Here is a 24,838-nt window from a genome sequence, read left to right as displayed (position 1 = left end):
GTCCCCGTCAACCGCCGCATCGCACCCGGCAGTTACCGCCCGGCGGAGCCCCACGGCACCCGCCTGCCCCTGTCTCCCACCCGAGGGCTGACGACTCGCACCCCCTCAGCGCGGGAAGCGGCAACGGGCCCCGTCAGCAAACCGGTTGAGGGCGGCGCGCCCACGGCAGCCACCCCCGTACCGCTCCAACGTTCATCGGACACCGCGTCCCAGTCCCGCAACGGCGGCGCCCCCGTCGTCGTACCGCTCGGCAACAACTCCGGGCCCCGGACACCTCGTCACGTCCCGACCCCGGCCCCCTCGCCCGTGCGCCCCAAAACCGTCCAGCGCAGCGCACCCACCCCCACTCCCGCTCCCCCGCCCACTCCTGCCCCGCAGGCACCATCTGCCCCACCACCCCGCCATAGCCCCACCCCCGCACAACGCAGCCAGACCCCTCCCGCCCCAGCCGCGGCCCCTGCCCCCGCCTCCGAACCCGCTCCCGCTCCCGCCCCCGAAGCCACCCCCGCCGACCTGGACGATCTGGCCCGACGCCTCCTCGCTCCCCTCTCGCGACTGCTCCGCGCGGAGCTGCGCAGCGACCGTGAGCGGGTCGGCCGCCTGCGCGACCACGGCCGCTAGCCACAACCCGCGCTCCCTCCCGGCCCCGCCGCCCTCCGTCTCCTCCACAGCAAAGAGAACCCATGCCCTCGCCACTGGACCCCGGCTCCACCGTCTTCTTCAAGCTCACCATCGACGGCCAGGACCTCGGCCTGTTCAACGGGTGCGACGGGCTGTCGTCCGAGGTGGAGGTGGAGCAGCGGCAGGAGGGCGGGAACAACGGGTTCGTCTGGCAGTTGCCCACCCGGGTGACGTTCTCCACCATCCGGCTCACCCGGCCGCTGACCGCCGACACGTCGCGCGTGGCCGCCTGGATCTCGTCGATCGCGACGGGGATCTCACGGCCCACGGCACAGATCGCGGCGCTGCGCGCGGACGGTTCCGTCGTCGCGCAGTGGGGGCTCGTCGAGGTGCTGCCCGTGCGCTGGCAGGGGCCGAGTCTGAGCCCGGACAGCCCGGCCGTGGCGACGGAGACGCTGGAGATCGCGCATCACGGGTTCACCGACGCGGGGGGTGCCTGAGATGGCCGCGCCGACCGGCGGCCGGGCCGGCGCGAGCCTGGTGCGTGCCGCGCTCGCCATTCACCAGCCGCCCACCGACCTGGGCGGGTCGATGGGCGGGCGGATCGGTGAGGTGGAGTTCCAGTTCAATCCGACGCAGCTGCAGATGGGGCGGTCGGCCGAGTGGCGTACGCAGCGTGCCGTCGCCTATACGCGCGGCGCCCCGCCGAAGTTCACCGGCGCCGCGCCCGCCACCCTCAAGCTGGAGGTGTTCCTCGACTCCTCCGGTACGCCCAACGCGGGGAAGGTGCAGAAGCAGGTCGAAATGCTTCTGTCGTGCTGCGAGGTGACGCCGCAGAGTGTCACCTCGAAGCGGCCGTCGCCGCCGTGGGTGCGGTTCTCGTGGGGGTCGTTCAACACGGTGCAGTTCGTGGCGTACGTGACCGATGTCAGCGCCACGTACACGCTGTTCAATCCGACCGGTGAGCCGATCCGCGCCACCTGCTCGCTCTCGCTGACCGAGGTCGCGATGCCCACGAAGGGGCAGAACCCGACCTCGGGCGCGCTCTCCGCGCGCCGTGTGCACCGCACCGTCGCGGGGGACTCGCTGGCGTCGCTGGCCTGGCGGGAGTACGGGGACGCCACCCGCTGGCGGCTGATCGCGGAGGCCAACGACATCGACGACCCGATGCGGCTGCGGCCCGGCACCGAGCTGCTGCTGCCCGCCTCCGACGAGGCCCGCCCCGGTGGCCCCGCCACCGTCCCCACGCCCATGGAGTCCGCATGAGTGAGAAGACGTACACGAGCGTCCTGCACGCCGAGATCGGCGGGTCCGTCCTGCCCGACAAGCTCGCCGTGCTGCTCGTCGAGGGCTGGGTGGACTCCAGCGTGAACGTGCCGTCAGCCTTCCAGCTGACCTTCGCCGACACGGGCGGGGACATCCTGGAGAAGTTTCCGCAGATCAAAGTCGGTGCCAAGGCCGTCCTCAGCCCTTTCACCGACGGGGTGCGCGGCAAGCCCATGCTGACCGGTGAGGTCACCGCCCTGGAGGTGGACGCGGACGGCGGCGGCAAGTCCCTCGTCGTCCGCGGCTACGACCCGGGGCACCGGCTGCTGCGCAACCGCCGCGTCCAGGGCTATCCGAACATGACGGCGTCGGACATCGTGCGCCGCGTCGCCGGGCTCAGCAAGCTCAAGCTCGGCAAGATCGAGTCGACACCGACGGTGTACGAACTGGCCACCCAGCCGAACATCACCGACTGGGACTTCCTCTCCCGGCTCGCCCAGGAGAACGACACGCACCTGTCCTTCGACGCGGACGGGAAGCTCTGCTTCGCCAAGCTCAACCCCGCGGCGGGCGCGCCGTCGGACACGACTCCTGCCGCGCAGAGCCCGTACGTCCTGGAGTTCGGGCACAACGCGCTGCACAGCCGCGTCGCGGTGACCGCCGCCGGGCAGGTCGCCACGGCCGGGGTGCGCGGCTGGGACATGCGGACCAAGCGGCCGCTGTCCGCGCAGTCACCGGCCGTCCGCAGCAAGGACATCGTCGCCGACATCACGCCCGCGCAGCTCTCCCAGCCGTTCGGCAGGGCCGAGCTGACGGACACCGGTACGCCGTACACCACGCAGGCCCAAGTGACGCACGCCGCACGGTCGTTGGCCGACGACGTGGCGGGGTCGTTCGCGGAGGTCGAGGTCGCGGTGACCGGCAATCCGGATCTGCGGCCGGGGCAGCCCGTGGCGCTGAAGGGCGCCGGGTTCCCGTTCGAGGGGAAGTACACGGCGACCGGGGTGCGGCATCTCTTCGAGTCCGGGCGGCAGTTCATGACCTGGCTGACCGTGTCCGGGCGGCAGTTCCGCTCCCTCTACGGGCTCGCCTCCGGTGGCGTGGACGCCGCGCCGCCGATGCCGGGCGTCGCGATGGCGCTGGTCAGCAACGCCAAGGACCCGCTCCGGCTGAACCGGGTGAAGCTGCGCTTCCCGTGGCTCTCGGACACGTACGAGAGCGACTGGTGCCGCATCGCGCAGCTCGGCGGGGTGCGGGGCGGTGGTCTGATGCTGCCCGAGGTGGGCGACGAGGTGCTCGTCGCCTTCGACCGGGGCTCGCTGGAGCATCCGTACGTGCTGGCCGGGCTGTACAACGGCGTCGACAAGCCGACGCCCAACACGGACGGTCTGCAGCCGATCGATCCGACCAGCGGCCGGGTCAACTGGCGGTCGATGGCCTCGCGCAGCGGTCACACCGTGGAGCTCGTGGACGCCAAGTCCCGTATGAAGAGCGGCATTCGGCTGCAGACCGGGAATGGTCGGCTCACCGTCCACATGGACGAGGCGCGGACCAGCGTGACCATCCGCAGCGACGGCTCCGTGTCGATCCAGGGGACGCGCAACGTCAGCGTCAGGGCGGGCGGCAACCTGTCGCTGACCGCGGGCGGTTCGCTGACGATGAGCGCGGGCGGGGCCATCGACATCAAGGCGGGCGCGAAGTTCGGCGTCAACGCGGGCGGCATGGCGGACATCAACGCGACCGGCGTCGTCAGTCTCAAGTCGGCGGGCGCGGTCGCCGTGAACGCGGTCGGCGCGGTCTCCGTCACCGCGGCGGGCGCGGTCGCCGTCAACGCGGGCGCGGCGGCGGCCATCACCTCGCCGGCGACCGTCGCGCTGACCGCTCCTGCCGTGCTGCGCAACGGCATTCCGTTCTAAGGGGGGCAGAGATGAGTGAGCAGTTCGTCGGTGCGGGCTGGACGTTTCCGCTGCGTACGGACGCCGGCGGCGGCATCGCGCTGGCGCGGCGCGAGCGCGAGATCGAGGAGGCGATCCGGCTGGTGCTCGCCACCGCGCCGGGCGAGCGTCCGATGCGGCCCGAGTTCGGCTGCGCCGTCCACGACATGGTGTTCGCGCCGGTCAACGAGGCGACGGCGGGCCGCATCCGGTACGAGGTGCGGTCCTCGCTCGACCGCTGGGAGCCGCGCATCGAGGTCCTGGACGTCGAGGTCAGCCCGGCGCCCGACGAGCCGTCCGTCCTGTTCATCGACGTGAGCTACACCGTGCGCGGCACCAACAACCCGCGCAGTCTCGTCTTCCCCTTCTACGTGATCCCGTCCACGGAATCAGAGAGCGGAGTCTGAAGTCCGATGGCCCTGCCCGCACCCCACCTCGACGACCGGCGCTTCCAGCAGTTCGTCGACGACGCCAAGCGCTACATCCAGCAGCGCTGCCCGGAGTGGACCGATCACAACGTCTCCGACCCGGGTGTCACCCTCGTCGAGGCGGTCGCGCACATGGCCGACCAGATCGTCTACCGCCTCAACCGCGTGCCGGAGAAGAACCACCTGGCCTTCCTCGACCTGCTCGGCGTCACCCTCTTCCCGCCCTCGGCGGCCCGCGCGGACGTCACGTTCTGGCTGTCCGCGCCGCAGGCCGAGCCGGTGGTGCTGCCCGCCGGCACGGAGGTGGCGACCGGCCGCACCGAGACCGAGGAGGCGGTGGCCTTCGCGACCGAGGCGGATCTGACCGTGGTGCCCTGCGAACTGTCGGCCGTACTGCGGCAGGAGGACGGCGGCACGCCGCAGGACGTCGGGCAGGACGTCTTCGGCGGCCGTGACGTGGCGGCCTTCGCGGCCGCGCCGCGCCCCGGCGACACGCTGCTCTTCGGGCTGAGCGCCGCGGTGCCGCGCTGCGCGGCCGTGCTCCAGCTGGACAGCCGCGTGGACGGCGTCGGCGTCGACCCGCGCCAGCCCCCGCTGGTGTGGGAGGCGTGGACGGCGGACGGCTGGACGGAGTGTGAGGTGGACGAAGACTCCACCGGCGGCCTCAACAAGCCCGGCGAGGTCGTCCTGCACGTCCCCGCCGGTCACATCGTGTCCCGCGTGGGGCGGCTCGACGCGGGCTGGGTGCGCTGCCGGGTGGTCGAGGCCGCCAAGGGTCAGCCGTTCTACAGCGCGTCTCCGACCGTGCGGTCCGCGTCCGCGTTCACCATCGGCGGCACGACCGTCGTCGCCCACGCGGACGTCGTGCGCGACGAACTCCTCGGCGACTCCACGGGCGTCCCCGGACAGCGCGTCCGGCTCGCCCAGGCGCCGGTGGTCGCCGACCGGCCGCCGCTCGTCCTGGAGATCTCGGACGGCGAGGGCGCGGGCTGGGCCGAGTGGCAGGTCGTGGACGACTTCGCCGCCTCGGGACCGTACGACCCCCACGTCACGCTGGACGCGACGACCGGCGAGGTCGCCTTCGGCCCCGCGGTCCGCGAACCGGACGGCACGCTGCGGCAGTTCGGCGCGGTGCCCGCGAAGGGCGCGGCGATCCGCGCCACCCGCTACCGCACGGGCGGCGGCCGCACCGGCAACGTGGCCCGCGGCGCCATCCAGGTCCTGCGCAGCTCCATTCCGTACGTCGCCCGGGTGGAGAACCGGGAGGCGGCGCGCGGCGGCGTGGACGGCGAGACCGTGCAGGAGGCGAAGGTCCGCGCGCCGATCGCGCTGCGCGCCCAGGAGCGGGCGGTGACGGCGCGCGACTACGAGGAACTCGCGCGGCGGGCCGCCCCCGAGACGGCCCGCATCCACTGCCTGGCCGCGGACTCCGCGGACGTCGGGGAGAACGCCGTCCGGGTCCTCGTCGTCCCCCAGGCCGTGCCCGACCGGGGCGGCCGGCTCCGCTTCGAGCAGCTGGTGCCCGGCGAGGAGCTCCTCTCCCGCGTCACCCACTTCCTCGACGACCGCCGCCCGCTCGGCACCCGCCTCTCCGTCGGTCCGCCCTTCTACCAGGGCGTCACGGTCGTCGCCACGCTGCACTCCTTCCGCGCCGCGCAGGCCGAGCGGGTGCGGACCGAGGCGCTCGACGCGCTGTACGCCTACCTCGACCCGCTGACCGGCGGCGCGCACGGCGAGGGCTGGCCGTTCGGCCGCCCGCTGCGCGCCGGCGAGATCTTCGCCGCGCTCCAGCGGGTGCCGGGTGTGGAGCTGGTCGACGAGGTCCTGCTGCACCCCGCCGACCCCCTCACCGGCCGCCGCGGCGACGCCACGGACCGCATCGACCTGGCGCCCTCCGCGCTCCTCTTCCCCTTCGACCACCGCGTCCGCGTGATCGAGGCCCGATGACGAGCCTGGAGAAGGGCGCCGCGTCGGCGCCGGGCTTCCGGGGCGCGCTGCCGCAGGTGCGGTCCGCGCATCCCATCGGGGAGCAGCTGCCCGCCGTGTTCGCCGACGACGACTTCGCGCTGCGGTTCGTCTCCGGCCTCGACGTCGTGCTCGCGCCCGTCTTCACCGTCCTCGACTCCCTGGAGGCGTACTTCACGCCGTCGCTGGCGCCCGAGGACTTCCTCGGCTGGCTGACGGACTGGGTCGGCACGGAGCTCGACGGCACCGAACCGCTGCGGACGCGCCGGTACGCCGTCGCCTCCGCCGTCGACCTGCACCGCGTCCGCGGCACCAGGCGCGGCCTGTCCGCCGCCGTCGAACTCGCCTTCGGGGTACGCCCCGAGATCGTCGAGAGCGGCGGCGCGACGTGGTCCGCGCGCCCGCTCGGCGCCTTCCCCGGCACCCCGCGCCCCGCCCTGCACGTCACCCTGCGGGTGCACGACGCGGCGTCGGTGGACCCGCACCGGCTGCGGTCCGTCGTCGCGGCGGCCCGCCCCGCCCACCTCCCCTTCACGGCCGAGGTGACCTCCACACCTGCCCCCGAAGGGACCTGAAGATGTCCACCAGCCCCGCACAGCCACCGTCGAACAACCAGCCCGGGACGAACGAGATGCCGAACCCCTCCGCCACTACGCGCCCGTGCCCCGAGTGCGGCACACCGGTCCGCCAGCACGGCCAGTCCTTCTGCGACTCCTGCGGCGCGTTCCTGCGCTGGGACACGCCGGCCGGGGGCGCGGGCAGCGCGTCCGCGGCTCCCGCCGCCGATGCGGCGGACGTGCCGCCGCCGGCCGGATCGGGGACAGGGGCGGGATCGGGAGCCGACGCCGGTGCCACGGACACCACCGTCCCCCTCCCGTCCACGGGACCCACCGGCCCCACGGAACCCGCGCCCTCGTCCCCGCCTCCGTCCTCCTCCGACACCGCCATACGGTCGCTGCTCGTACCGGTGCCTGAGGGGGAGGCCGTCGGGCCGCCGGAGACGCCGGGCAGCGTGCTGCCGGGCAGGCCCGACGCGCCCCGGCCCCGCGTACGACAGGCCGCCGTGGCCGTCGAACCCGAGTCCGGAGCACCCTGCCCGAGCTGCGGGACGCCCAACGCCCCCCGCCGGCACTTCTGCCGCAGCTGCGCGAACCCCCTCAAGGACTCCGCGACCCCGGCCGCCGAGGGCCCGTACGCCGGTCAGCGGCCCCGGCTGCACCGCGACCGCACCCGCTGGATCGCCCGGGCCGTGGGCATCGCGGTGGTCGTCGGCCTGGTGGTGGGCGGGATCTTCGGCGGGCCGCCGGCCGCGCGGGCCGTGCAGGACCACTTCGCCAAGCGGGTCCCCGTCCACCCGACCGACTACAGCGCCTCGCACGCCGCACCGAAGCAGGCGGCGAAGCTCGCCTTCGACGGCTACTCCAACACCTGGTGGGGCACCGGCTACTCGGGCGATTCGGCGGGCCAGTGGCTGCAGGCCGACTTCGGCCAGCCCACCGACCTGCTCAACCTCCTGATCACCCCCGGCACTTCACCGCGCAGCGCGCAGGCCGCCGCGCAGGCGAGGCCGATGGAGTTCGACCTGGTGGTCAGCGACTCAGCGGGCAAGGAACACACGATGCACCGCCGGATCAACGACGGCGGCGTGCAGAAGGTCGACGTCCGCGTGCGGGACGCGGTCAGCGCGCGGCTGGTCCTGCGCTCCGCGTACGGCGCCGGCAAGGGCCGCCAAGTGGCTGTCGCCGAGCTGGAGTTCTTCGGCCGCTCCTCCACCGGTCAGTGACAGCGGGGCCGGGGCCGGTGAACACCACCGGCCCCGGCCCTGTCACTCCGCGCCGCCCGGCCGGTCAGACGCGGTCGGCCGCGATCAGCAGATACTGGAACGAACCGTCCCTGTATGAGTTGATGAACGCCTCCTCGATGCCGGTGACCAGCGACGACGTCGCCCGCAACTCCCAGTAGGGCAGCGTCGCCTCCGTCAGGTCGACGATGGCCGTCGGCACGAGACGGTTGTCGGCCATGGACTTCAGGTACTCCCGGCGGGAGTGGATGTTGCACTCGAAGTGCGCGTTGATCTGGGAGACCCACTTCGAGGGCTGGCCGTACCGCGGGTTCCAGCAGCCGGTGATCGTCACGTAGCGGCCGCCGGGCGCGAGGATGCGGGAGTGCTCGGCGAAGAGGTCGTCCAGGTCGACGTACATGCTCGACTCGTTGTTCCACGACGCCGTGGCCTGGCCGGTGTCGAAGGGCGTGGCGAGCATGTTGCAGACGCGGGCGTGGACGTGGTCCTCGATGCCGAGCTCCCTGGCGCGCCGGTTGGCGAACTCGGCCTGCTTGGCGGAGAGGGTGACGCCCTCGGCCTTGCACCCGAAGCGCTGGTGGGCCATCACCATCGAGCCGCCCCGCCCGCAGCCCGCGTCCACGACGGTGTCGTCACGCCCGACGGGGCCGAGCTGCTCCAGGAGGACTTCGGTCTGCGCCGACTCCAGCCGGTGCAGCTCGGCGATGAGCCTCTTCTCGTACCCGCTGTCGTCGACGTTCCCGAGGGCTTCGTGGTCGACGTCGCCGATGCCGTAGTGGTGGTGGTAGAGCCCGTCGACGTCGCCGAGGCGCAGGTTCACCGGCCGGGCCTCGCCGTCCCAGTAGCGGGCGATGTCGCCCTGATAGGGGGACGCGGGGGCGGGGATGGGGAGGGACGTGGCGTTGGCGAATTCGGTGCTGGTCACAGTGGTGTCGGCTCCTTTACCAGAAGTCGGGCAGGCGGTAGCGGTAGGTGTTGGTGCGGTGCCAGTAGTGGTTGCCGTCGACCCAGACGGCCACGCCCCGGAGGAAACGCAGCACGCTCGGGACGGGGCAGGCGGCCGCCAGGGCGGCGGCCTCGGCTTCGAAGTCGTGCATGAGCTCGTTGTGGACCTCGACCGCCTTCAGATAGGCGTCCCGGTCGGAGACGTCCTCCCGTTCGGCGATCACCACGGGCAGGTTCAGGTGGCGGCCGGGGCTTTCGAGCTCCTTGGTGTAGGAGTACAGGTCGTTCACGATGGTGGTGGCGTTGCCGGCGAGCGCGATGACGCGCTGCATGGCGTGCTGCGCGTGCAGGTCGGCGGGGAGTTCGTAGCCACCGACGGTGTCGGTGATCGTCGGGCAGGGGCGGAAGTTGTTGAACTGGCGCATCGCCAGGTACTCCCACACCTCGGGGACGTGGTCCGTCTCGGCCCACGCGGCCTCGGCGAGGTAGCCGAGGTGCAGCCGCGCCATGTCGTGCCGGTACCGGTCGGCCTGCGAGGCGGTGGCGTGCTGGAGGAAGTACGCCATGGCGGAGCGGTAGGCGCGCCGCGGCCCGTCCGACTGGAGTGACTCCGTCCACCCCGGTTCGTACTCCTTCGTCGTGTGCAGCGGGTCGAGGGCCGTGTGGGCCAGCAGGAGACGGCTGCCGAGTCCGACGGGTGAGCCGCCGTGGTCCTCGCAGTAGCAGTCGTCGACCGCGTTCTCCGCGACCATCAGCCGGGTGGCGATCATCAGGTGGTCGACGGTGGGGGCGTCCGGGTGGCAGGCGACCATGTACTGGCCGACGGAAAAGCCGTCGAACTGGTCCTCCCACTCCGGTGGGAACGCCTGCACCTCCTCCACCGCCCACGCCTTGATCCGACGGCTGACCTCCGCCACTCGCGCCGGGTCGGGCGGCGGCACGGGGTGGTAATAGAGGCCCGGGATGGCCTTGCCCTCGGCCGGATCGTCGAGTTCGACGGCCACTTCGGGTACGACGGGTACCTCGGGTACGTCAGGTACGGGGGGCGACGCCGGTTCCTCGGGCCGGCTCAGGTACAGCCCCGCCGTGCCGAGGCCGCTCGGGCCGCGCAGGATTCTTTGCAGATCGGGCATCCGTGGCTCCTGGGTCACTGGGTGAGTGCCGGGTGGGGCGGCGGGCTAGGGCCTGCGGGCGATCTGCACGTTCTCCAGCACGCCCAGCGCGTCGGGCAGCAGGACGGCGGCCGAGTAGTAGGCGGTGACGAGGTAGGAGATGATCGCCTGCTCGCTCATGCCCATGAAGCGCACGGAGAGGCCCGGTTCGTACTCCTCGGGCAGCCCGGTCTGGTGCAGCCCGATGACGCCCTGGTTCTTCTCGCCGGTACGCATCGCGAGGATGGAGCTGGTGTTCTGCTCGGTGATGGGGATCTTGTTACAGGGCAGGATCGGGACGCCGCGCCAGGCCGGGACCTGCTGTCCGCCCAGGTCGACGTTGTCCGGGTAGAGCCCGCAGGCGGTGAATCCCCGGCCGATGGCCGCGATGGTCCTGGGGTGGGCGAGGAAGAACTTGGTGCCGCGGCGGCGGCAGAGCAGATCGTCGAGGTCGTCCGGGGTGGGCGGGCCCGAGTGGCTCTGGATGCGCTGCTTGAAGGCGGCATTGTGGAGCAGACCGAACTCCCGGTTGTTGATCAGCTCGTGCTCCTGGCGCTCGCGCAGCGCCTCGACGGTGAGCCTGAGCTGTTCCTCGGTCTGGTTCATCGGCCCGTTGTAGAGGTCCGCGACCCTCGTGTGGACCCGCAGAACGGTCTGCGCGACGGAGAGTTCGTACTCCCGCGGGTTCAGTTCGTAGTCGACGAAGGAGCCCGGGAGCGGGGCCTCCCCGGTGTGTCCGGCGGACATCGCGATCTCGGCCTCGCCGTGCCGGGTCTGCCGGGGCACGGACCGCGAGGTGAACTCCCGGACGTGGTCCCGCAGCCCCGGCGCCGACGACAGCACGGCGGCGAAGTCGGCGCGGGACAGGGTGAGCAGGGTGCCTGCCGTCTCGGCGGTGGCGGTGAAGCCCCACCTGGCGTCGGCGTCCAGCAGGGCGTCCTCGCCGAACCGCCCTCCGTCGGCAAGTACGGCGACGTCGACCGCGTCGCCGTACTTGCCGACGGAGGTCTGGCTGATCCGGCCGTGCGCGATCAGATGGATCCGGTCGGCGGAGGCGCCCCGCGTGACAAGCACCTCACCGGCGCGGAAGTCGCGCTGCTCGAACCGGTCGGCCAGCGCGGTCAGCACCTCGTCGTCGTCGAAGCCGCGCAGCAGGGCCAGCTCCCCGAGCTCGCGGGGCACCACCCGGACGTCGGCGCCGTCCTGGAGGAACTCGATGCACCCGTCGCCGACGGTGTAGGTCAGCCGGCGGTTCACCCGGTAGGTGCCGCCCTTGGTCTCCACCCACGGGAGCATCCGCAGCAGCCACCGCGAGGTGATCTCCTGCATCTGAGGGGCGGACTTGGTCGTGGTGGCGAGATTGCGGGCAGCCGCCGTGCTCAGGCTGGACTGCCGGGACGGCTCCAGCCGCTCTTCCGGGCTGGTCTCAACGGTCATCAGGCGAATTCTCCTTTGTGACGTATCCGTCCAGATCCACGGGAAAGCTAACGCCCGCCACGATCAACTCGCCTGAAAACGCTGTGCAGTTAATTCGATGCAGCGATCTTGCCGCGCATCAGGTTTATCCGGATGTCTGGTTTATCCAGCCACGGGGCCGGAAACCGACATCGCGCGAAGTGGCCGCCGGGCACCGGAGGGGCGAGCCCGGCGGCCACGTACAGGGCCGGCCGTCGCGCTACGACAGCTGCGACTGCACCTGCGAGGAGATGAGCTCCAGGTGGTCCAGGTCGGCCAGGTCCAGACACTGGAGGTAGATGCGGCTCGCGCCGATCGCCTCGTACCGCCCGATCTTGTCGACGACCTCGGCGGGCGACCCCGCCAGGCCGTTCGCCTTGAGCTCGTCCACCTCGCGGCCGATGGCCGCCGCGCGCCGGGCCACCTCCGCGTCGTCCTTGCCGACACAGACCACCAGCGCGCTGGAGTACACCAGATCGCTGCCCTTGCGCCCGGCCTGCTCGGCGGCGGCCCTGACCCGCCCGAACTGCCGCTCGCTGTCCTCGATCGAGGCGAAGGGGATGTTGAACTCGTCGGCGTACTGCGCGGCGAGGCGCGGGGTGCGGGTCGCGCCGTGGCCGCCGATCAGGACCGGCACCTTGCCCTGTGCCGGCTTGGGCAGGGCCGGGGAGTCGGTCAGCTGGTAGTGCTTGCCGTCGTGGCTGAAGGTCTTGCCGGGCTCCGTCGCCCAGAGCCCGGTGACGATCTCCAGCTGCTCCTCGAGGCGGGCGAACTTCTCCTTGGGGAAGGGGATGCCGTACGCCTTGTGCTCCTCCTCGAACCAGCCCGCGCCAAGCCCCAGTTCGACCCGGCCGCCCGACATCTGGTCCACCTGCGCCACCTGGATCGCGAGGACCCCCGGCAGCCGGAACGTGCCGGCGGTCATGAGCGTGCCCAGCCTGATCCGCTTGGTCTCACGGGCGAGACCGGCGAGCGTGATCCACGCGTCCGTGGGCCCCGGCAACCCGTCGACCGAACCCATGCGCAGGTAGTGGTCCGAGCGGAAGAAGGCGTCAAAACCGAGGTCCTCGGCGGCCTTGGCGACGGTGAGCAGGGTGTCGTAGGTGGCCCCTTGCTGGGGCTCCGTGAAGATTCGAAGATCCATGGCTCCATCCTGCACGCTCGAACGCCGGTCAACCCCGCTGGTCCCGCCGATCCCCCGGCGCCCCGGTCGGGTGAAATAGCGTCAACGCGGCGGCGGCGCGGGTCCGGCCCAGTGACCGCGTCCGCCGGGTGGTCGTTGGCTCGGGCGGAGCCGGGCCGCCCGGCACCCGCACCGGCGACCGCAGCCGGTGCGCCGCCCGCGTCAGCTGCCTTCCCCGGGTGGGAGGGCGAGGACCGAGGAGGCCGCCATGTCCCAGGAAGCCGTGCCCGACCCCGACCAGCCCTGCCAGTCCGACCAGCCCGGCCGGCTTGACCTGGGGACCGCACACGATGCGACCGCGCCCGCACAGCGGGGCGCGCCCAAGGGCCTGCTGCAGCAGATGGACGAGCTGATGGAAGCGCTCAACGCGGATCTGAGCCGCCTCGGCGCCGACCTGCGGCAGTCCCCGCCTCCCGGAGCCGCGGCGGGCGCGGGCCAGCAGGGCGACGACGAGCCCGGCCACTCCTGACGCCACCGGCGCGACCCCCTTCCCGGGGCCTTCGCGCCCCCGCGCCCCCGTGAGGTCGTCGGCGCGGAGCCGCCTCACGACGGCCCCACAGGGCCCACAGGTCCCGTCGCCGAGTCGGGGTCGGGCAGGCTCTCCTCCCGCGCCGCGAGTCTGCGCAACATCTCGAGCACCCGGTCCCGCGACTCGTCGGCGGCGTCGATCGCTTCCATGCACTGCCAGTACGCCCCCTCCTCCTCCGCGCCCATCGCGACGCCGACGAGCGCGATGCCGACCTCGCCGAGGAGTCTGCCGAGGCCGCGCAGAACCTGGTGGGCGTCGCCGGTCTCCGTCAGCCGGGCCGCCCGTATGTCCTCGGTGCCGAGCCGCGGGGCGTCGAGCACCCCGCAGGCCCGGCCGCCCACTTCGCTCAGGCCCAGCGCCTCGCCCCGTAACTCGGGCGGGCCCGCGACCGCGAGATGGCTGCCGATCGCCTGCGCCAGCGCCTGCGACTGCCAGACCTCCACGACGATGTCCGCGGGATCCTGACTGCGCGCCAGAGCGCGACGGTTCGCCTCGATGAGCCGCATCGCCTTCATGCCCGCCCCCTCCCTGTCCACTACCCAGAGTGATGCCCATCCGGGCGAAAAGCCAGGGGAAGCCGGAATTCTGTGGACAAGTAATCGAGTATGGACAAGCCATTCACTACGGAGAGTGACGAAAATATCGGAAGGATCAGTTCCAGCACTGTCGGAAGGGCTCAGGAACCGTCCGCGGCGGGATCTGCGGCGGGATCCGCGGACGGCACCGGGAAGCGCCGCTCGTTCCGCTCGATCTTCGCGGCAAGCGCCGCCAGCGCGTCGATCCCCAGCACCTCGCAGAACTGCAGCAGATACGCGAGGACGTCGGCCACCTCGTCCGCCACCCGGGGCGCGCGCTCGGAGTCCTCCATGACGCGCGCGGACTCCTCGGGTGTCAGCCACTGGAAGATCTCGACCAGTTCCGACGCCTCCACGCTGAGCGCCGCGGCCAGGTTTTTGGGGGTGTGGTACTGCTCCCAGTCGCGCGCCGCCGCGAACTCGGCCAGCCTGCGCTGCAGTACCGCCACGTCAAGTCGTTCCGTCACGGTCTCAGGTCTATCACCGAGGTCGTCGCGTCACGGCCTCAGGTCCACCACCGAGGCCCCCGCGGCGTCGGCCGCCCAGGACGCGTCCCCCACCGCCCCCACCAGCCGGATGTGCCCGCGCTCGCAGGTGCGCGCCGCCAGTTCGCCGAGGGCCCGGGACTGCCGCGTGTCGAGGCGCCGGTCCAGGCCGTCGGCGAGCACCGTCAGGGTCTGGTACGCCTGCGGCACCTCGGCCACCGGGTCGACGGCGAGCACGCCGGGCCCGGTGAGCAGCACCAGCGCCAGGGCGAGGTACCGCAACTCGCCGTCGCCGAGCCGCCCGAGAGGCGTGCGCACGCCGCCGCCGCGGTCGATGAAGGCGTGCACCGCGCCGTCCTCCACCTCCTCGGCGAAGACGTCGGCGACCGGCCCCGCGCATCCGGAGCGCACCGCGGAGACGAGCATCCCGTGCCGGATCGCGCACTCCGAGCGGGTGCGCCACAGGACTTCGGCGAGGTTGTCGCAGCCGCCCAGGAGGCGGCCCGTGCCGATCAGGCCCGCGGGGACGGGGGCGCGCATGCGGCTGGGCCGCGGGTCGCAGGCGTACGCGGAGCGCAGCGCGACCACGACCTGCTCCGCCGCCGCGAGCACCAGGCGCTGCCCGTCGGTCTTCCCCGCCACGCGCAGCGGCACGAGCGCCGTGCCGAGCCGGTCGTCCGGCATCGGGGCGCGCGTCACGGGCGACGTGCCCGCGGTGTGCCAGGCCGCCTGGACCACGCGCCGGCCGGGGTCGCGCAGTGCCGTCTCGAGGAGGACCAGGCCGTCGCGGGTCAGCCGCTCGCCGACGACCCGCAGTTCGGGTTCGGCCTGCACGGCGAGGTCGAGGCGGACGGTGCCCGCGGGTCCGTCGACCGTGCAGCCGATGCGGAAGCCGCGCCGCCGCTGGCCGTCGGCGCGGGCGCGTTCGGGCACGCACGCCACGGGGTCCGCGAAGACGTCGGGCAGCTCCGCGCCGGCGCAGAGCCTCGCCAACGCCTCGTACGCGCCGAGGGCGCTGGACTTGCCGCTGCCGCTCGGCCCCGTGAGCAGGGTCATCGGGCCGAACGGGAGCACCGCGGCGCGGTGTCCGGCGTAGGCGGACAGCCGCAGCTCGGTGACCTGCGGCCGGCCCTGGCCCGCGGGCGTCTCCGCAGCCGTGATCCGGGAATGCACCGTCATGCCCGGAACGTAGGCGGCGGCGACGCCGGTGAACCGTTACGCCCAACCGACCTTCCTACGATCGGTGGATTCCCCGCGAAGAACCCCCGCGCGAGCCGTCGAGGGGCTACGGCTGCGAGACCGCCTCCACCAGGCCCTGGACCTCCGTGCCGGGCGGCGCGAGGAGGAAGACGTTCTTGTCGACCCGGTGCATGGCGCAGCCGAGGCCGAGGACCACGCCGCTGCTGAAGTCCAGTACGCGCTTGGCGACTTCGGTCTCGGCGCCCGTCAGGTCCAGCAGGACCGGGATCTGCGCCATCACGGTCTCGGCGACCTCGCGGGCGTCCGAGAAGACGTTGACCCGCATCACCACGAAGCGGCGGCGCGTCTCGGTCTCCGCGTCGGGCAGCGCGCGGTGTCCCGGCCACGAGGGCCATTCGTTGCGGCTGCGCAGCGGTACGACCTGGGCGAGCCCTTCCCACTGTTCATCGGTGACGTCGTGGCGCTGACTGCTGCTCACTTGCCCACCCCGTCCTGGCTCGCACTTGTTCTCTGCACCGGCCAATTCTTACGCCAAGTCACCCGTTCAGCCCAACAACGACACGGTCGCCGTCGGCGTCACCGGCCGGGTGCCCCTTCTCCACGGCGTTCAACGCCGTGACGTTCGCCACCTTCCGGCATCGGTTTCGGCGTCGGCGTCGGCGAGGGCCGGGTGCCCCGGTCCGAGGAACACCGCCACGTCCCCACTGTCCGGGGCGGGGTGGGTGATCTGCTGCCAGCCGACGCGCCGGTAGAACCGGACGGCGTCGCCGGCGTGGGACGCGGTCAGGAGCCAGCAGCGGCCGTCGGGCGCGTCCCGCGTCACCGCCGCCAGCAGGGCGCGGCCCGCGCCGAGGCCGTGCGCGGAGGGCCGGACGGCGAGCTCGTCGACCTGGCGCGCGCCACCGAGCCAGGCGTCGGCGCGGGCGCCGAGCGCGGCGGTGACGAGGGGGTACGAGCGGGTGCCGGGGAGCGGGGTGCCGGTCGTCCACGCGACCGTGAACCCGATGACCCTCGGCGGCCCTTCCGCACCGGCCCCGTGTCCCCCGCCGCCGAGGGCGACCGCCGCCACGAACCCGGGCCGCGCGACATCGGCCGCGAGCCGCCGCTCAAGGTACTGATCCGCCTCGTCCGGCCCCTCGTTCCAGGGCGGCTCCCCAAAGGCCTCCGCGTAGACGGAACGTACGCCTTCCGCGTGACGCGCGAGCAGCTCGGCTCCGGTCACCCGACGCACGACGGCCCGCCCCATCACGCCACCCGCCCGAACACCGCACCGACCGGGTTGAGCGACGCGAACTGCAGTAGCGCTTCGTGTCGGCCGGGGCCGGTGGTGACGGCGACGGCACCGATGCCGGACATCCGCAGACCCGCCTCGTAGTAATTGCATGACCAGTTATTGCAAGTGGTTCGCAATAAGGGTACGCCGCCGGGTCGGCAGTAGAGTGCGGAGCTGCGCAGTCTCCCCCGAACCCCGAGGTCAGGTACCCGCAGTGACCCCCGCACCCCCCGCAGGAACCCCGGCCGCCGCCGTCGCCGTCGTCGGGATCGGGGCCGACGGCTGGGACGGGCTGCCTGCCGCGTCGCGCGCCGCGCTCGCGGAGGCCGAGGTGCTCATCGGCGGGCCCCGCCAGCTGGAGCTGCTGCCCGCCGGGCAGTGCCCGGGCGAGCGCGTGCGCTGGCCCTCGCCGCTGCGGCCCGCCGTGCCCGGCCTGCTCGCCGCCCACGCGGGGCGCCGCGTCGCCGTGCTCGCCAGCGGCGACCCCATGTTCTACGGCATCGGACGCGCCTTGGCCGAGGAGTTGGGCGCCGCCGCGCTGCGTGTGCTGCCGCACCCGTCGGCCGTCTCCCTCGCCTGCGCCCGCCTCGGCTGGCCCGTCGAGGACACCGAGGTCGTCACACTCGTCGGCCGCCCGGCCGCCCGCCTCGCCGCCGCGCTGCACGACGGGCGCCGGCTCCTCGTCCTCAGCGCGAACGCGGACACACCCGCCGAGGTCGCCGCCCTGCTGCGCGAGCGCGGCTTCGGCCCGAGCCGGCTGCGCGTCCTCGAACAGCTCGGCGGGGAGCGGGAGTCTGCGTACGAAGGTGTCGCCGACAGCTGGGCACACGGGCCCGGTGACGCGCTGAACGTCGTCGCGGTCGAGTGCCGCCGCTCCCCCGACGCGCTGCGGCTCGGCGTCGTACCGGGGCTGCCGGACGCCGCGTACGACAGCGACGGGCAGCTCACCAAACGGTACGTCCGTGCCGCCACCCTCGCCGCGCTCGCGCCCGCACCCGGTGAACTGCTCTGGGACGTGGGCGGCGGCTCCGGCTCGATCGCCGTGGAGTGGCTGCGGGCGCACCCGTCGTGCCGCGCCGTCACCATCGAGAAGAACCCCGTGCGCGCCGAACGCATCACCCGCAACGCCGAGCGGCTCGGCGTGCCCGGGCTGCGCGTCGTCACCGGCGCCGCGCCCGCCGCGCTCGCCGAACTGCCCACGCCGGACGCCGTGTTCATCGGCGGCGGCCTCACCGCGCCCGGCCTCCTCGACGCCGGCTGGGCCGCGCTGCCGCCCGGCGGCCGGCTCGTCGCCAACACCGTCACGCTGGAGTCCGAGGCGCTGCTCACGGAGTGGTACCGGCGCCACGGCGGCGAGTTGGTGCGGCTCGCGGTCGCGCAGGCCGTCCCCGTGGGCGGCTTCACCGGCTGGCGCCAGGCCATGCCGGTCACCCAATGGTCCGTCACCAAGTCTGGAGAGCAAGAACGATGACCGTGTACTTCATCGGCGCGGGACCCGGCGCCGCCGACCTGATCACGGTCCGCGGCGCGCGGCGGATCGCGAGCTGTCAGGTCTGCCTGTACGCGGGCAGCCTGGTGCCGCGCGAACTGCTCGCCGAATGCCCGGACGGGGCGCAGCTCGTCGACACCGCGCAGCTCAACCTGGATCAGATCACCGAGAAGCTGGTGCACGCGCACGAGCAGGGGCTCGACGTGGCGCGGCTGCACTCCGGCGATCCGTCCGTGTTCAGCGCGGTGGCCGAGCAGATGCGGCGGCTCGACGCGGCCGGGGTGCCGTACGAAGTGGTGCCGGGCGTCCCCGCGTTCGCCGCCGCGGCGGCCGCCCTGAAGCGGGAGCTGACCGTGCCGACCGTCGGCCAGACCGTCATCCTCACCCGCATCGCCCAGCGCGCGACGGCCATGCCCGAGGGCGAGGACCTGGCCACGCTCGGCCGCAGCGGCGCGCTGCTCGTCCTGCACCTGGCCACCGGGTACGTCGACCGCGTGGTCGAGGAACTGCTGCCCCACTACGGCGCCGATTGCCCCGCCGCGGTGGTCGCCCTCGCCAGCCGTCCCGACGAGGTGATCCTGCGGGGCACGCTGGAGTCCATCGCGGGGCAGGTGAAGGAGGCGGGGATCGTGCGGACCGCCGTCATCATGGTGGGGCGGACGCTGGGTGCCTCGCAGTTCCGCGACAGCCACTTGTACTCGGCGGAGCGGGACCGGCACGTCTGCTGACGCGTGGCCCGGCCCGTGGCCCGCGGCGCTACTTGAGCGCGCTGCGGCCCACGACCGTCCCGGCCCGGTCGATGCAGATGACGTCGACCATGACCGGCGCGCCCCGCAGCACCGCGAGCGCCTCGGCACGGGCCGTCTCGGCGACCAGGTCACCGAGCGGCACCCCCGACGCCTCGCACAGCCGCAGCGCTTCGAGACCCGTGTTGGCGGCGGCGACCTGCGCGGCGAGGGCGTCGGGTGCGCCGCCCGCGCGGGCCAGCTCCGCGAGGAAGCCCTTGTCGACCTGGGAGCGGGCCGAGTGCAGGTCGAGGTGGCCCGCCGCGAGCTTCGACAGCTTGGCGAAGCCGCCGCAGATGGTGAGGCGGTCGACGGGGTGGCGGCGTACGTACTTGAGGACCGCGCCCGCGAAGTCGCCCATGTCGAGAAGGGCGTCCTCGGGCAGCCCGTACTCGGCGACGACCGTCTTCTCCGACGTCGATCCTGTGCACCCGGCGACGTGCGTGCGCCCCGCCGCCCGCGCCACGTCCACGCCCCGCCGGATCGAGTCGATCCACGCCGAGCAGGAGTACGGCACGACGATGCCGGTCGTCCCCAGGATGGACAGGCCGCCGAGGATGCCGAGCCGCGGGTTCCAGGTGGAGCGGGCGATCTCCTCGCCGTGGTCCACGGAGACGGTGATCTCGACGTCCGGCGCGGCCCCGGCCCGCTCCGCGACGAGCGCCACGTGGTCGCGCATCAGCTGCCGCGGCACGGGATTGATCGCGGGCTCGCCGACGTCAAGCGGCAGCCCGGGACGGGTGACGGTGCCCACGCCCGGGCCCGCCTTGAAGACGACGCCCGAGCCGGGCGGCAGCCGCCGCACCGTGGACCGCACCAGCGCGCCGTGCGTGACGTCCGGGTCGTCGCCCGCGTCCTTGACGATGCCCGCCATGGCGTACGCGTCCGTCAGCTCCTCGGCGGCGAGCGCGAAGGCGGGCGTCTGGCCCTTGGGCAGCGTGATGGTCACCGGGTCGGGGAAGTCGCCGGTGAGCAGCGCCGTGTACGCGGCCGTCGTGGCGGCGGTCGCGCAGGCACCGGTCGTCCAGCCGGGCCGCAGACCGGTGTGCTTGAGTTGGGCGCTGCGACCGCCCTCGGCCTGGCCCGGCCCGCTCGCCTTACTCATGTGCCTTACTCATGGCCTTACTCATGGCCTTACTCATGGCCTTACTCATGGCCTTACTCATGAATGGAACCGGACTCCGTGCACGTACTGATTCTGGGAGGAACGACCGAAGCGCGCCGCCTGGCTGAGCTCCTCGCGGGCGAGGCGGGACCACGGGGGCTGCGCGTGACCAGCTCCCTCGCGGGGCGGGTCGCGGCGCCGCGCATGCCGCCCGGCGAGGTCCGCGTCGGCGGCTTCGGCGGGGCGGAGGGGCTTGCGGCGTGGCTGGCCGAGCACCACGTGGACGCGCTCATCGACGCCACCCATCCTTTCGCCGGGACGATCTCGTTCAACGCGGCGCGGGCCGCCGCCACGGCCCATGTTCCCCTGCTCGCCCTGCGCCGGCCCGGCTGGGTCGCGGAAGACGCGGACGACTGGCATCCGGTCGACTCCCTGGAGCAGGCGGCGCGGGTGCTGCCCGCCTTGGGCGAGCGCGTCTTCCTCACCACCGGGCGGATGGGCCTCGCCGCGTTCGCCGGAGACCCGGAGCCGGCCGCCCGCTGGTTCCTCGTACGCTCCGTCGACGCGCCCGAGCCGCCGTTCCCTGCCCGCATGGAGGTGCTCCTCGACCGGGGGCCCTTCACCCTCGAAGGGGAGCGGGAGCTGTTCCGTACGCACCGGATCGACGTTCTGGTGACGAAGGACAGTGGGGGCGCGGCGACTGCGCCCAAGCTTGTCGCTGCGCGCGAGGCGGGGGTTCCTGTCGTGGTGGTCCGGCGCCCTGCCCTGCCGGCGGCTGTGCCCGAGGTCGCCACCCCGGAGGAGGCCGTCGACTGGGTGCGTTCCGCTGCGCGGTGAGGTGCGGGTGTGTTGTGGCTGGTCGCGCAGTTCCCCGCGCCCCTGACGGGGCGCAGCCCCGTTTTCAGGGGCGCGGGGAACTGCGCGCTCGGCCACAACGCACCCGCAGAGGACAAGCCGCCTAACCGCCCTCGGGATACCGCCGGGGCGTCCACACGATCTGCTCCCCACCCCCGCGCCGCCGCGACACCCGCGTCTGCGAGGAGCCGACGATCAGCAGCGTCCGCATGTCGACCTCGGCGGGGTCGAGGTCCCCGAGGCGTACGATCCGCACGCTCTCCTCGGGCCCGCCGACGTCCCGCCCGAGGACCACCGGCGTATCCGGCGCCCGGTGTTCGAGCAGCAGCTCGCGCGCCTTGCCGACCTGCCAGGTCCGGCTGCGCGAGCCCGGGTTGTAGAGCGCGAGGACGAGATCCGCCGCGGCCGCCGCGGCAAGGCGCTCCGCGATGACCTCCCAGGGCTTGAGCCGGTCGGAGAGGGAGATCGTCGCGTAGTCGTGGCCGAGCGGCGCGCCCGCCCGGGCCGCCGCCGCGTTCGCGGCGGTCACGCCGGGCAGCACCCGTACCGGAACGTCCGCGTACGCGTCCTGCGAGGCCGCCTCCAGGACAGCCGTGGCCATCGCGAAGACGCCGGGGTCGCCGCCCGACACGACGGCCACCCGCCGCCCGCGCCGCGCCAGCTCCAGGGCGAACTCGGCACGTTCGGACTCGACGCGGTTGTCGGAGCCGTGCCGCAGCTGGCCGGGGCGGTGCGGCACGCGGTCGACGTACGTGGTGTAGCCGACCAGGTCGTCGGCGGCGGCGAGCGCGCCGCGCGTCTCGGGGGTCAGCCACAGCGGCCCCGCGGGACCCGTGCCGACCACCACGACCTCGCCACGCCGCTCTGCGGGCGGTTCCGGCGCGGGGCCGCCCGTCAGGGGCGCCACCCGGCTCGGCAGCACCGCCACGGAGAAGTACGGCACCGACTCGGGGTCCACGTCGGCGAGGCGGCCGGTGCGCTCGCCCTCCATCGTGGCGCGCTCGACGTACCGCGCCTCGTCGAGGCGGCCCGCGCTCTCCAGGGCGCCGCGCACCTTCCCGAACGTACGGCCGAGCTTCATGACGACCGCCGAGTCCGTCGCCGCGAGGCGCGCGGCCAGCTCCTCCTCGGGGAGCGTGCCCGGCAGGATCGTGAGGATCTCCTCGGCCTCCACCAGGGGCTCGCCGAGCCGGGCCGCCGCCGCGCTCACCGAGGTGACGCCGGGGATCACCTCGGTCGGGTAGCGGTGCGCGAGGCGCTTGTGCATGTGCTGGTAGGAGCCGTAGAAGAGCGGGTCGCCCTCGGCGAGGACGGCGACCGTGCGGCCCGCGTCGAGGTGGGCGGCGAGTCGGGCCGCGGCCTCCTCGTAGAAGTCGTCGAGGGCGCCGCGGTAGCCGCCGGGGTGGTCGGTGGTCTCCGTCGTGACGGGGTAGACCAGCGGCTCCTCGATGTGGTCGGCCGTGAGGTGCTTCGCCGCGATGGAGCGGGCGATGGAGCGGCCGTGCCGGGCCGAGTGGTACGCGACCACGTCGGCGGCCGCGATCACCTCGACGGCCCGCACGGTCATCAGGGAGGGGTCGCCGGGGCCGAGCCCGACGCCGTACAGCTTGCCCGGGGCAGTGGTCTCGGTGTTCACTCCGCCTCGCTCGCAATCGCGTTGATCGCCGCCGCCGCCATCGCGCTGCCGCCGCGACGTCCTCGTACGACCAGGTACTCCAGGCCGGAGGAGTGCTCGGCCAGCGCGTCCTTGGACTCGGCGGCGCCGACGAAACCGACCGGGATGCCGAGGACGGCGGCCGGGCGGGGCGCGCCTTCCTCGATCATCTCCAGGAGACGGAAGAGGGCGGTAGGCGCGTTGCCGATGGCGACGACGGAGCCTTCGAGGCGGTCGCGCCAGAGTTCCATGGCGGCGGCGCTGCGGGTGGTGCCCATGCGCTGGGCGAGGTCCGGCACGGACGGGTCGGCGAGGGTGCAGATCACGTCGTTGTCGGCGGGCAGCCGCTTGCGGGTGACGCCGCTCGCGACCATGTTCGCGTCGCAGAGGATCGGCGCGCCGTCGCGCAGCGCCTTGCGGGCGTCGGCGATCACGCGCGGGCTGAAGGCGAGATCCTTCACGAGGTCGACCATCCCGCAGGCGTGGATCATCCGGACCGCGACCTGGCTGACGTCGGCGGGCAGGCCGTGGAGGTCCGCCTCCGCGCGGATGGTGGCAAAGGACTCGCGGTAGATCGCCGCGCCGTCCTTCTCGTAGTCGAACACTGTGCTCTCGCTCATCTCGTGGCCGTCGTTTTCATGGTGTTACGTGCCGTGGTGACCGTCTCGGTCAGGGTCCCGCCGTCCGGCACGGGCACGGTCGAGCCGCCGGTGCGCACCGTCACCTCGTAGCGGCCGTCCCCGGTGGCGAGGACGTCGACCCAGTCGCCGTGCGGGCGCCCGCAGCGCCGCTCGCAGCCGGACCAGTGGACGGGGAGTCCGCCGGTGCCGGGGACGGCGTCGGCGCGGACGTCGGCGAGGGACTTGGCGCAGCCGGGGCGGCCTGTGCAGGCGCCGACGCCGAGCCAGGGCGAGCCGGGTGCGGTGACGTATCCGGCGTCGGCCAGCGCGGCGAGCCTTGCGCGGGCCGCGGTCCCGTCGGCGAAGCCGGGGAGCACGAAGCCGCGCCAGGGCGTGACCCGCAGTTCGTCGGCCGGGAGCGGGAGGAGGGCCCGCCACTGGGCCGCACTCACGCGGCCGAGGGGCGCGTGGACCACCACCGCGCGGCCGACGACGCCCGGGGCGGGCGGCGCGGTGACCGGCGTGCGGGGGACGGCGGCGGGGGTGGCGGCGACACCGGCACGCGCCAGCGCTCCGGCCAGGTCCACGAGCTGTCCGGCGGGCAGTTCGCGCACCCGCCAGGCCCCGTTGCCCGCCTCGCGCGCGGCGGTGCGGAAGGCCCCGGCGGCGGCGAGTGCGGCGCGCGGGGCGTCGGCCCCGGCGATCCGGAGGGCGTGCCCCCCGAGGCGTACGACCGCGCTCCCGCCCGATTCTGCGATCAAGGTCACATCGCCGCCGAGGCCCGCCACATCCCCGCGCCCGTCGTCGAGGGCGAACAGGAAGCGGCCGGAGAGGTCCGGCGTCCACTCCTCGGCACACAGGAGTCCGTCCAGGTCACGGGCCCACAACTGCACGTCGGCGTGGCCGAGTCCGTCGGTTCCGGCGAGCGGGGACGCGACCACGTTGCGGACGCGCTCGTGGCGCGTGGAGGGCAGCAGGCCGGCGTCCGCGAGCAGCCGGGAGAGTTCGTCGCCGCACGCGTCGCCGAGGCCGCGCAGCTCGATGTTGCCGCGGGACGTGATGCTGAGGCTGCCGTCCGCGAGCCGCTCCGCCGCGGCTGCCAGCACGGACGCCTGACTGCCGGTCAGAAGACCGCCGGGCAGCCGGAGTCGGGCGAGGCGACCGTCGTCCGCGAGGTGCAGACGAAGGGCTCCGGGGCAGGCGTCGCCCCGGTCACGTATGAGGGATTCGCCCTGGTCTGGGGATGGTGCTCGGGTGGGCGGCATGGCGGCGAGCATACCCACGCGGATCCGGCCGGTCGCCTCCCGAGACGGACCGTCCTGGCAGGTGGCCGCCCCACCGGCGGCGGGCAGGACTTACTATGCAGGCGGCGGACCGCCAGGTCCGTCGACGCCAGCGACGGCGTGGGTCCACCAGGACCCGAGGGAGGAAGCCCGGTGCGAATCCGGCGCGGTCCCGCCACTGTGAGCCCCGCCCGTGCGGGGTGAGCCAGGAACTCCTGCCGTCCACACGACCACCC

General features: G+C 73.5%; 23 protein-coding genes, 1 pseudogene and 1 riboswitch. Of the genes and pseudogenes, 11 read left to right on the top strand and 13 right to left on the bottom strand.

Annotated features, from left to right (window positions below):
• The first annotated feature begins 683 nt into the window (after nt 1–683).
• Genes ACI2L3_RS06525 through ACI2L3_RS06495 form a run of 7 tightly spaced genes read left to right on the top strand, consistent with a single transcriptional unit; the run spans nt 684 to nt 7,997 of the window.
• Nucleotides 684–1,121, top strand: coding sequence for a phage tail protein (locus tag ACI2L3_RS06525; RefSeq protein ID WP_404751168.1), 438 nt, complete (start codon nt 684–686; stop codon nt 1,119–1,121).
• 1 nt (nt 1,122) lies between these two features.
• A complete protein-coding gene (locus tag ACI2L3_RS06520; protein WP_404751167.1) occupies nt 1,123–1,887 on the top strand; it encodes a LysM peptidoglycan-binding domain-containing protein in 765 nt (254 codons plus the stop codon).
• Nucleotides 1,884–3,803 carry a VgrG-related protein gene (locus ACI2L3_RS06515; protein WP_404751166.1) on the top strand — a complete coding sequence of 640 codons (1,920 nt, stop codon included), beginning with the start codon at nt 1,884–1,886 and terminating at the stop codon, nt 3,801–3,803. Before ACI2L3_RS06520 ends, ACI2L3_RS06515 begins: the two co-directional genes overlap by 4 nt.
• Nucleotides 3,804–3,814: 11 nt before the next feature.
• Nucleotides 3,815–4,228, top strand: coding sequence for a GPW/gp25 family protein (locus ACI2L3_RS06510; RefSeq protein WP_362991588.1), 414 nt, complete (start codon nt 3,815–3,817; stop codon nt 4,226–4,228).
• Between the two features lie 6 nt (nt 4,229–4,234).
• On the top strand, nt 4,235–6,196 hold the full coding sequence (locus ACI2L3_RS06505) for a putative baseplate assembly protein (protein ID WP_404751165.1): 1,962 nt from the start codon (nt 4,235–4,237) through the stop codon (nt 6,194–6,196).
• Nucleotides 6,193–6,789, top strand: coding sequence for a phage tail protein (locus ACI2L3_RS06500; RefSeq protein WP_404751164.1), 597 nt, complete (start codon nt 6,193–6,195; stop codon nt 6,787–6,789). Before ACI2L3_RS06505 ends, ACI2L3_RS06500 begins: the two co-directional genes overlap by 4 nt.
• A gap of 2 nt (nt 6,790–6,791) precedes the next feature.
• On the top strand, nt 6,792–7,997 hold the full coding sequence (locus ACI2L3_RS06495; RefSeq protein ID WP_404751163.1) for an NADase-type glycan-binding domain-containing protein: 1,206 nt from the start codon (nt 6,792–6,794) through the stop codon (nt 7,995–7,997).
• Nucleotides 7,998–8,061: 64 nt separating this feature from the next.
• Here ACI2L3_RS06495 and ACI2L3_RS06490 read toward each other — a convergent pair whose 3' ends face one another.
• The 4 genes and pseudogenes from ACI2L3_RS06490 to ACI2L3_RS06475 form a co-directional block, all read right to left on the bottom strand.
• Nucleotides 8,062–8,940 carry a geranyl diphosphate 2-C-methyltransferase gene (locus tag ACI2L3_RS06490; RefSeq protein WP_404751162.1) on the bottom strand — a complete coding sequence of 293 codons (879 nt, stop codon included), beginning with the start codon at nt 8,938–8,940 and terminating at the stop codon, nt 8,062–8,064.
• Nucleotides 8,941–8,956: 16 nt separating this feature from the next.
• A pseudogene (locus tag ACI2L3_RS06485) lies at nt 8,957–10,084 on the bottom strand (family 2 encapsulin nanocompartment cargo protein terpene cyclase); the annotation flags it as partial.
• A gap of 54 nt (nt 10,085–10,138) precedes the next feature.
• Complete coding sequence (locus ACI2L3_RS06480; protein WP_404751161.1) at nt 10,139–11,548, bottom strand: family 2B encapsulin nanocompartment shell protein; 1,410 nt, start codon at nt 11,546–11,548, stop codon at nt 10,139–10,141.
• Nucleotides 11,549–11,786: 238 nt separating this feature from the next.
• Nucleotides 11,787–12,710, bottom strand: a complete 924-nt coding sequence (locus ACI2L3_RS06475; protein ID WP_404751160.1) for an LLM class F420-dependent oxidoreductase — start codon at nt 12,708–12,710, stop codon at nt 11,787–11,789.
• A 247-nt stretch (nt 12,711–12,957) separates the two neighbouring features.
• On the opposite strand from ACI2L3_RS06475, the gene ACI2L3_RS06470 reads away from it, so the two are divergent.
• A complete protein-coding gene (locus ACI2L3_RS06470; RefSeq protein WP_404751159.1) occupies nt 12,958–13,218 on the top strand; it encodes a hypothetical protein in 261 nt (86 codons plus the stop codon).
• Between the two features lie 74 nt (nt 13,219–13,292).
• Here the strand turns inward: ACI2L3_RS06470 and ACI2L3_RS06465 are convergent, their stop codons facing one another.
• The 5 genes from ACI2L3_RS06465 to ACI2L3_RS06445 all read right to left on the bottom strand — a co-directional run bounded on the left by ACI2L3_RS06465 (nt 13,293) and on the right by ACI2L3_RS06445 (nt 16,760).
• Entirely contained in the window at nt 13,293–13,793 is a 501-nt protein-coding gene (locus ACI2L3_RS06465) for a DUF6099 family protein (RefSeq protein ID WP_404751158.1), read from the bottom strand.
• A 161-nt stretch (nt 13,794–13,954) separates the two neighbouring features.
• Nucleotides 13,955–14,320, bottom strand: a complete 366-nt coding sequence (locus ACI2L3_RS06460) for a nucleotide pyrophosphohydrolase (RefSeq protein WP_404751157.1) — start codon at nt 14,318–14,320, stop codon at nt 13,955–13,957.
• Nucleotides 14,321–14,350: 30 nt separating this feature from the next.
• The gene (locus tag ACI2L3_RS06455; protein ID WP_404751156.1) at nt 14,351–15,517 is read right to left on the bottom strand and encodes an AAA family ATPase; all 1,167 of its coding nucleotides are present in this window, start codon (nt 15,515–15,517) and stop codon (nt 14,351–14,353) included.
• Nucleotides 15,518–15,623: 106 nt separating this feature from the next.
• On the bottom strand, nt 15,624–16,016 hold the full coding sequence (locus ACI2L3_RS06450; protein ID WP_404751155.1) for a cell division protein SepF: 393 nt from the start codon (nt 16,014–16,016) through the stop codon (nt 15,624–15,626).
• A 129-nt stretch (nt 16,017–16,145) separates the two neighbouring features.
• Entirely contained in the window at nt 16,146–16,760 is a 615-nt protein-coding gene (locus ACI2L3_RS06445; RefSeq protein ID WP_404751154.1) for a GNAT family N-acetyltransferase, read from the bottom strand.
• 265 nt (nt 16,761–17,025) lie between these two features.
• Between ACI2L3_RS06445 and cbiE the strand changes: the two genes are divergently transcribed.
• Both cbiE and cobM read left to right on the top strand, forming a co-directional pair.
• Nucleotides 17,026–18,282, top strand: coding sequence for a precorrin-6y C5,15-methyltransferase (decarboxylating) subunit CbiE (gene cbiE, locus ACI2L3_RS06440; protein ID WP_404751153.1), 1,257 nt, complete (start codon nt 17,026–17,028; stop codon nt 18,280–18,282).
• The gene (gene cobM, locus ACI2L3_RS06435) at nt 18,279–19,028 is read left to right on the top strand and encodes a precorrin-4 C(11)-methyltransferase (RefSeq protein WP_404751152.1); all 750 of its coding nucleotides are present in this window, start codon (nt 18,279–18,281) and stop codon (nt 19,026–19,028) included. Before cbiE ends, cobM begins: the two co-directional genes overlap by 4 nt.
• Before the next feature lie 28 nt (nt 19,029–19,056).
• Here cobM and ACI2L3_RS06430 read toward each other — a convergent pair whose 3' ends face one another.
• Nucleotides 19,057–20,190 carry a cobalt-precorrin-5B (C(1))-methyltransferase gene (locus ACI2L3_RS06430; protein ID WP_404751151.1) on the bottom strand — a complete coding sequence of 378 codons (1,134 nt, stop codon included), beginning with the start codon at nt 20,188–20,190 and terminating at the stop codon, nt 19,057–19,059.
• A 78-nt stretch (nt 20,191–20,268) separates the two neighbouring features.
• Here ACI2L3_RS06430 and ACI2L3_RS06425 point away from each other — a divergent pair, with 78 nt between their 5' ends.
• Nucleotides 20,269–21,027 (top strand): cobalt-precorrin-6A reductase, encoded by a 759-nt coding sequence (locus tag ACI2L3_RS06425; protein WP_404751150.1) that lies wholly within the window; start codon nt 20,269–20,271, stop codon nt 21,025–21,027.
• Between the two features lie 121 nt (nt 21,028–21,148).
• Here the strand turns inward: ACI2L3_RS06425 and cobJ are convergent, their stop codons facing one another.
• From cobJ to ACI2L3_RS06410, 3 genes are all read right to left on the bottom strand, one after another.
• Nucleotides 21,149–22,612, bottom strand: coding sequence for a precorrin-3B C(17)-methyltransferase (cobJ, locus tag ACI2L3_RS06420; protein WP_404751343.1), 1,464 nt, complete (start codon nt 22,610–22,612; stop codon nt 21,149–21,151).
• A 65-nt stretch (nt 22,613–22,677) separates the two neighbouring features.
• Nucleotides 22,678–23,319, bottom strand: coding sequence for a precorrin-8X methylmutase (locus tag ACI2L3_RS06415; protein WP_404751149.1), 642 nt, complete (start codon nt 23,317–23,319; stop codon nt 22,678–22,680).
• Nucleotides 23,316–24,596: a cobalamin biosynthesis protein CobG gene (locus tag ACI2L3_RS06410; protein WP_404751342.1), complete on the bottom strand. Its 1,281-nt coding sequence runs from the start codon at nt 24,594–24,596 to the stop codon at nt 23,316–23,318. The genes ACI2L3_RS06415 and ACI2L3_RS06410 overlap by 4 nt, the downstream gene beginning before the upstream one ends.
• 148 nt (nt 24,597–24,744) lie before the next feature.
• Nucleotides 24,745–24,817, top strand: a riboswitch (cobalamin riboswitch).
• Nucleotides 24,818–24,838: the final 21 nt, after the last annotated feature.

The sequence above is a fragment of the Streptomyces sp. NPDC029674 genome (assembly GCF_044903205.1).
Classification (GTDB): Bacteria; Actinomycetota; Actinomycetes; order Streptomycetales; family Streptomycetaceae; genus Streptomyces.
The sequence above is the reverse complement of the archived record's forward strand: the minus strand, read 5'-3'. Positions and strand labels throughout refer to the sequence as shown.

What these genes read in the sequence shown, in the direction of transcription:
- ACI2L3_RS06465 (WP_404751158.1), bottom strand. Translation starts at nt 13,793, where the DNA reads ATGAAGGCGATGCGGCTCATCGAGGCGAACCGTCGCGCTCTGGCGCGC.
- ACI2L3_RS06510 (WP_362991588.1), top strand. Translation starts at nt 3,815, where the DNA reads ATGAGTGAGCAGTTCGTCGGTGCGGGCTGGACGTTTCCGCTGCGTACG.
- ACI2L3_RS06475 (WP_404751160.1), bottom strand. Translation starts at nt 12,710, where the DNA reads ATGGATCTTCGAATCTTCACGGAGCCCCAGCAAGGGGCCACCTACGAC.
- ACI2L3_RS06430 (WP_404751151.1), bottom strand. Translation starts at nt 20,190, where the DNA reads ATGAGTAAGGCGAGCGGGCCGGGCCAGGCCGAGGGCGGTCGCAGCGCC.
- cobJ (WP_404751343.1), bottom strand. Translation starts at nt 22,612, where the DNA reads ATGACCGTGCGGGCCGTCGAGGTGATCGCGGCCGCCGACGTGGTCGCG.
- ACI2L3_RS06415 (WP_404751149.1), bottom strand. Translation starts at nt 23,319, where the DNA reads ATGAGCGAGAGCACAGTGTTCGACTACGAGAAGGACGGCGCGGCGATC.
- ACI2L3_RS06470 (WP_404751159.1), top strand. Translation starts at nt 12,958, where the DNA reads ATGTCCCAGGAAGCCGTGCCCGACCCCGACCAGCCCTGCCAGTCCGAC.
- ACI2L3_RS06505 (WP_404751165.1), top strand. Translation starts at nt 4,235, where the DNA reads ATGGCCCTGCCCGCACCCCACCTCGACGACCGGCGCTTCCAGCAGTTC.
- ACI2L3_RS06525 (WP_404751168.1), top strand. Translation starts at nt 684, where the DNA reads ATGCCCTCGCCACTGGACCCCGGCTCCACCGTCTTCTTCAAGCTCACC.
- ACI2L3_RS06495 (WP_404751163.1), top strand. Translation starts at nt 6,792, where the DNA reads ATGTCCACCAGCCCCGCACAGCCACCGTCGAACAACCAGCCCGGGACG.
- cobM (WP_404751152.1), top strand. Translation starts at nt 18,279, where the DNA reads ATGACCGTGTACTTCATCGGCGCGGGACCCGGCGCCGCCGACCTGATC.
- ACI2L3_RS06410 (WP_404751342.1), bottom strand. Translation starts at nt 24,596, where the DNA reads ATGCTCGCCGCCATGCCGCCCACCCGAGCACCATCCCCAGACCAGGGC.
- ACI2L3_RS06515 (WP_404751166.1), top strand. Translation starts at nt 1,884, where the DNA reads ATGAGTGAGAAGACGTACACGAGCGTCCTGCACGCCGAGATCGGCGGG.
- ACI2L3_RS06455 (WP_404751156.1), bottom strand. Translation starts at nt 15,517, where the DNA reads ATGACGGTGCATTCCCGGATCACGGCTGCGGAGACGCCCGCGGGCCAG.
- ACI2L3_RS06500 (WP_404751164.1), top strand. Translation starts at nt 6,193, where the DNA reads ATGACGAGCCTGGAGAAGGGCGCCGCGTCGGCGCCGGGCTTCCGGGGC.
- ACI2L3_RS06480 (WP_404751161.1), bottom strand. Translation starts at nt 11,548, where the DNA reads ATGACCGTTGAGACCAGCCCGGAAGAGCGGCTGGAGCCGTCCCGGCAG.
- ACI2L3_RS06520 (WP_404751167.1), top strand. Translation starts at nt 1,123, where the DNA reads ATGGCCGCGCCGACCGGCGGCCGGGCCGGCGCGAGCCTGGTGCGTGCC.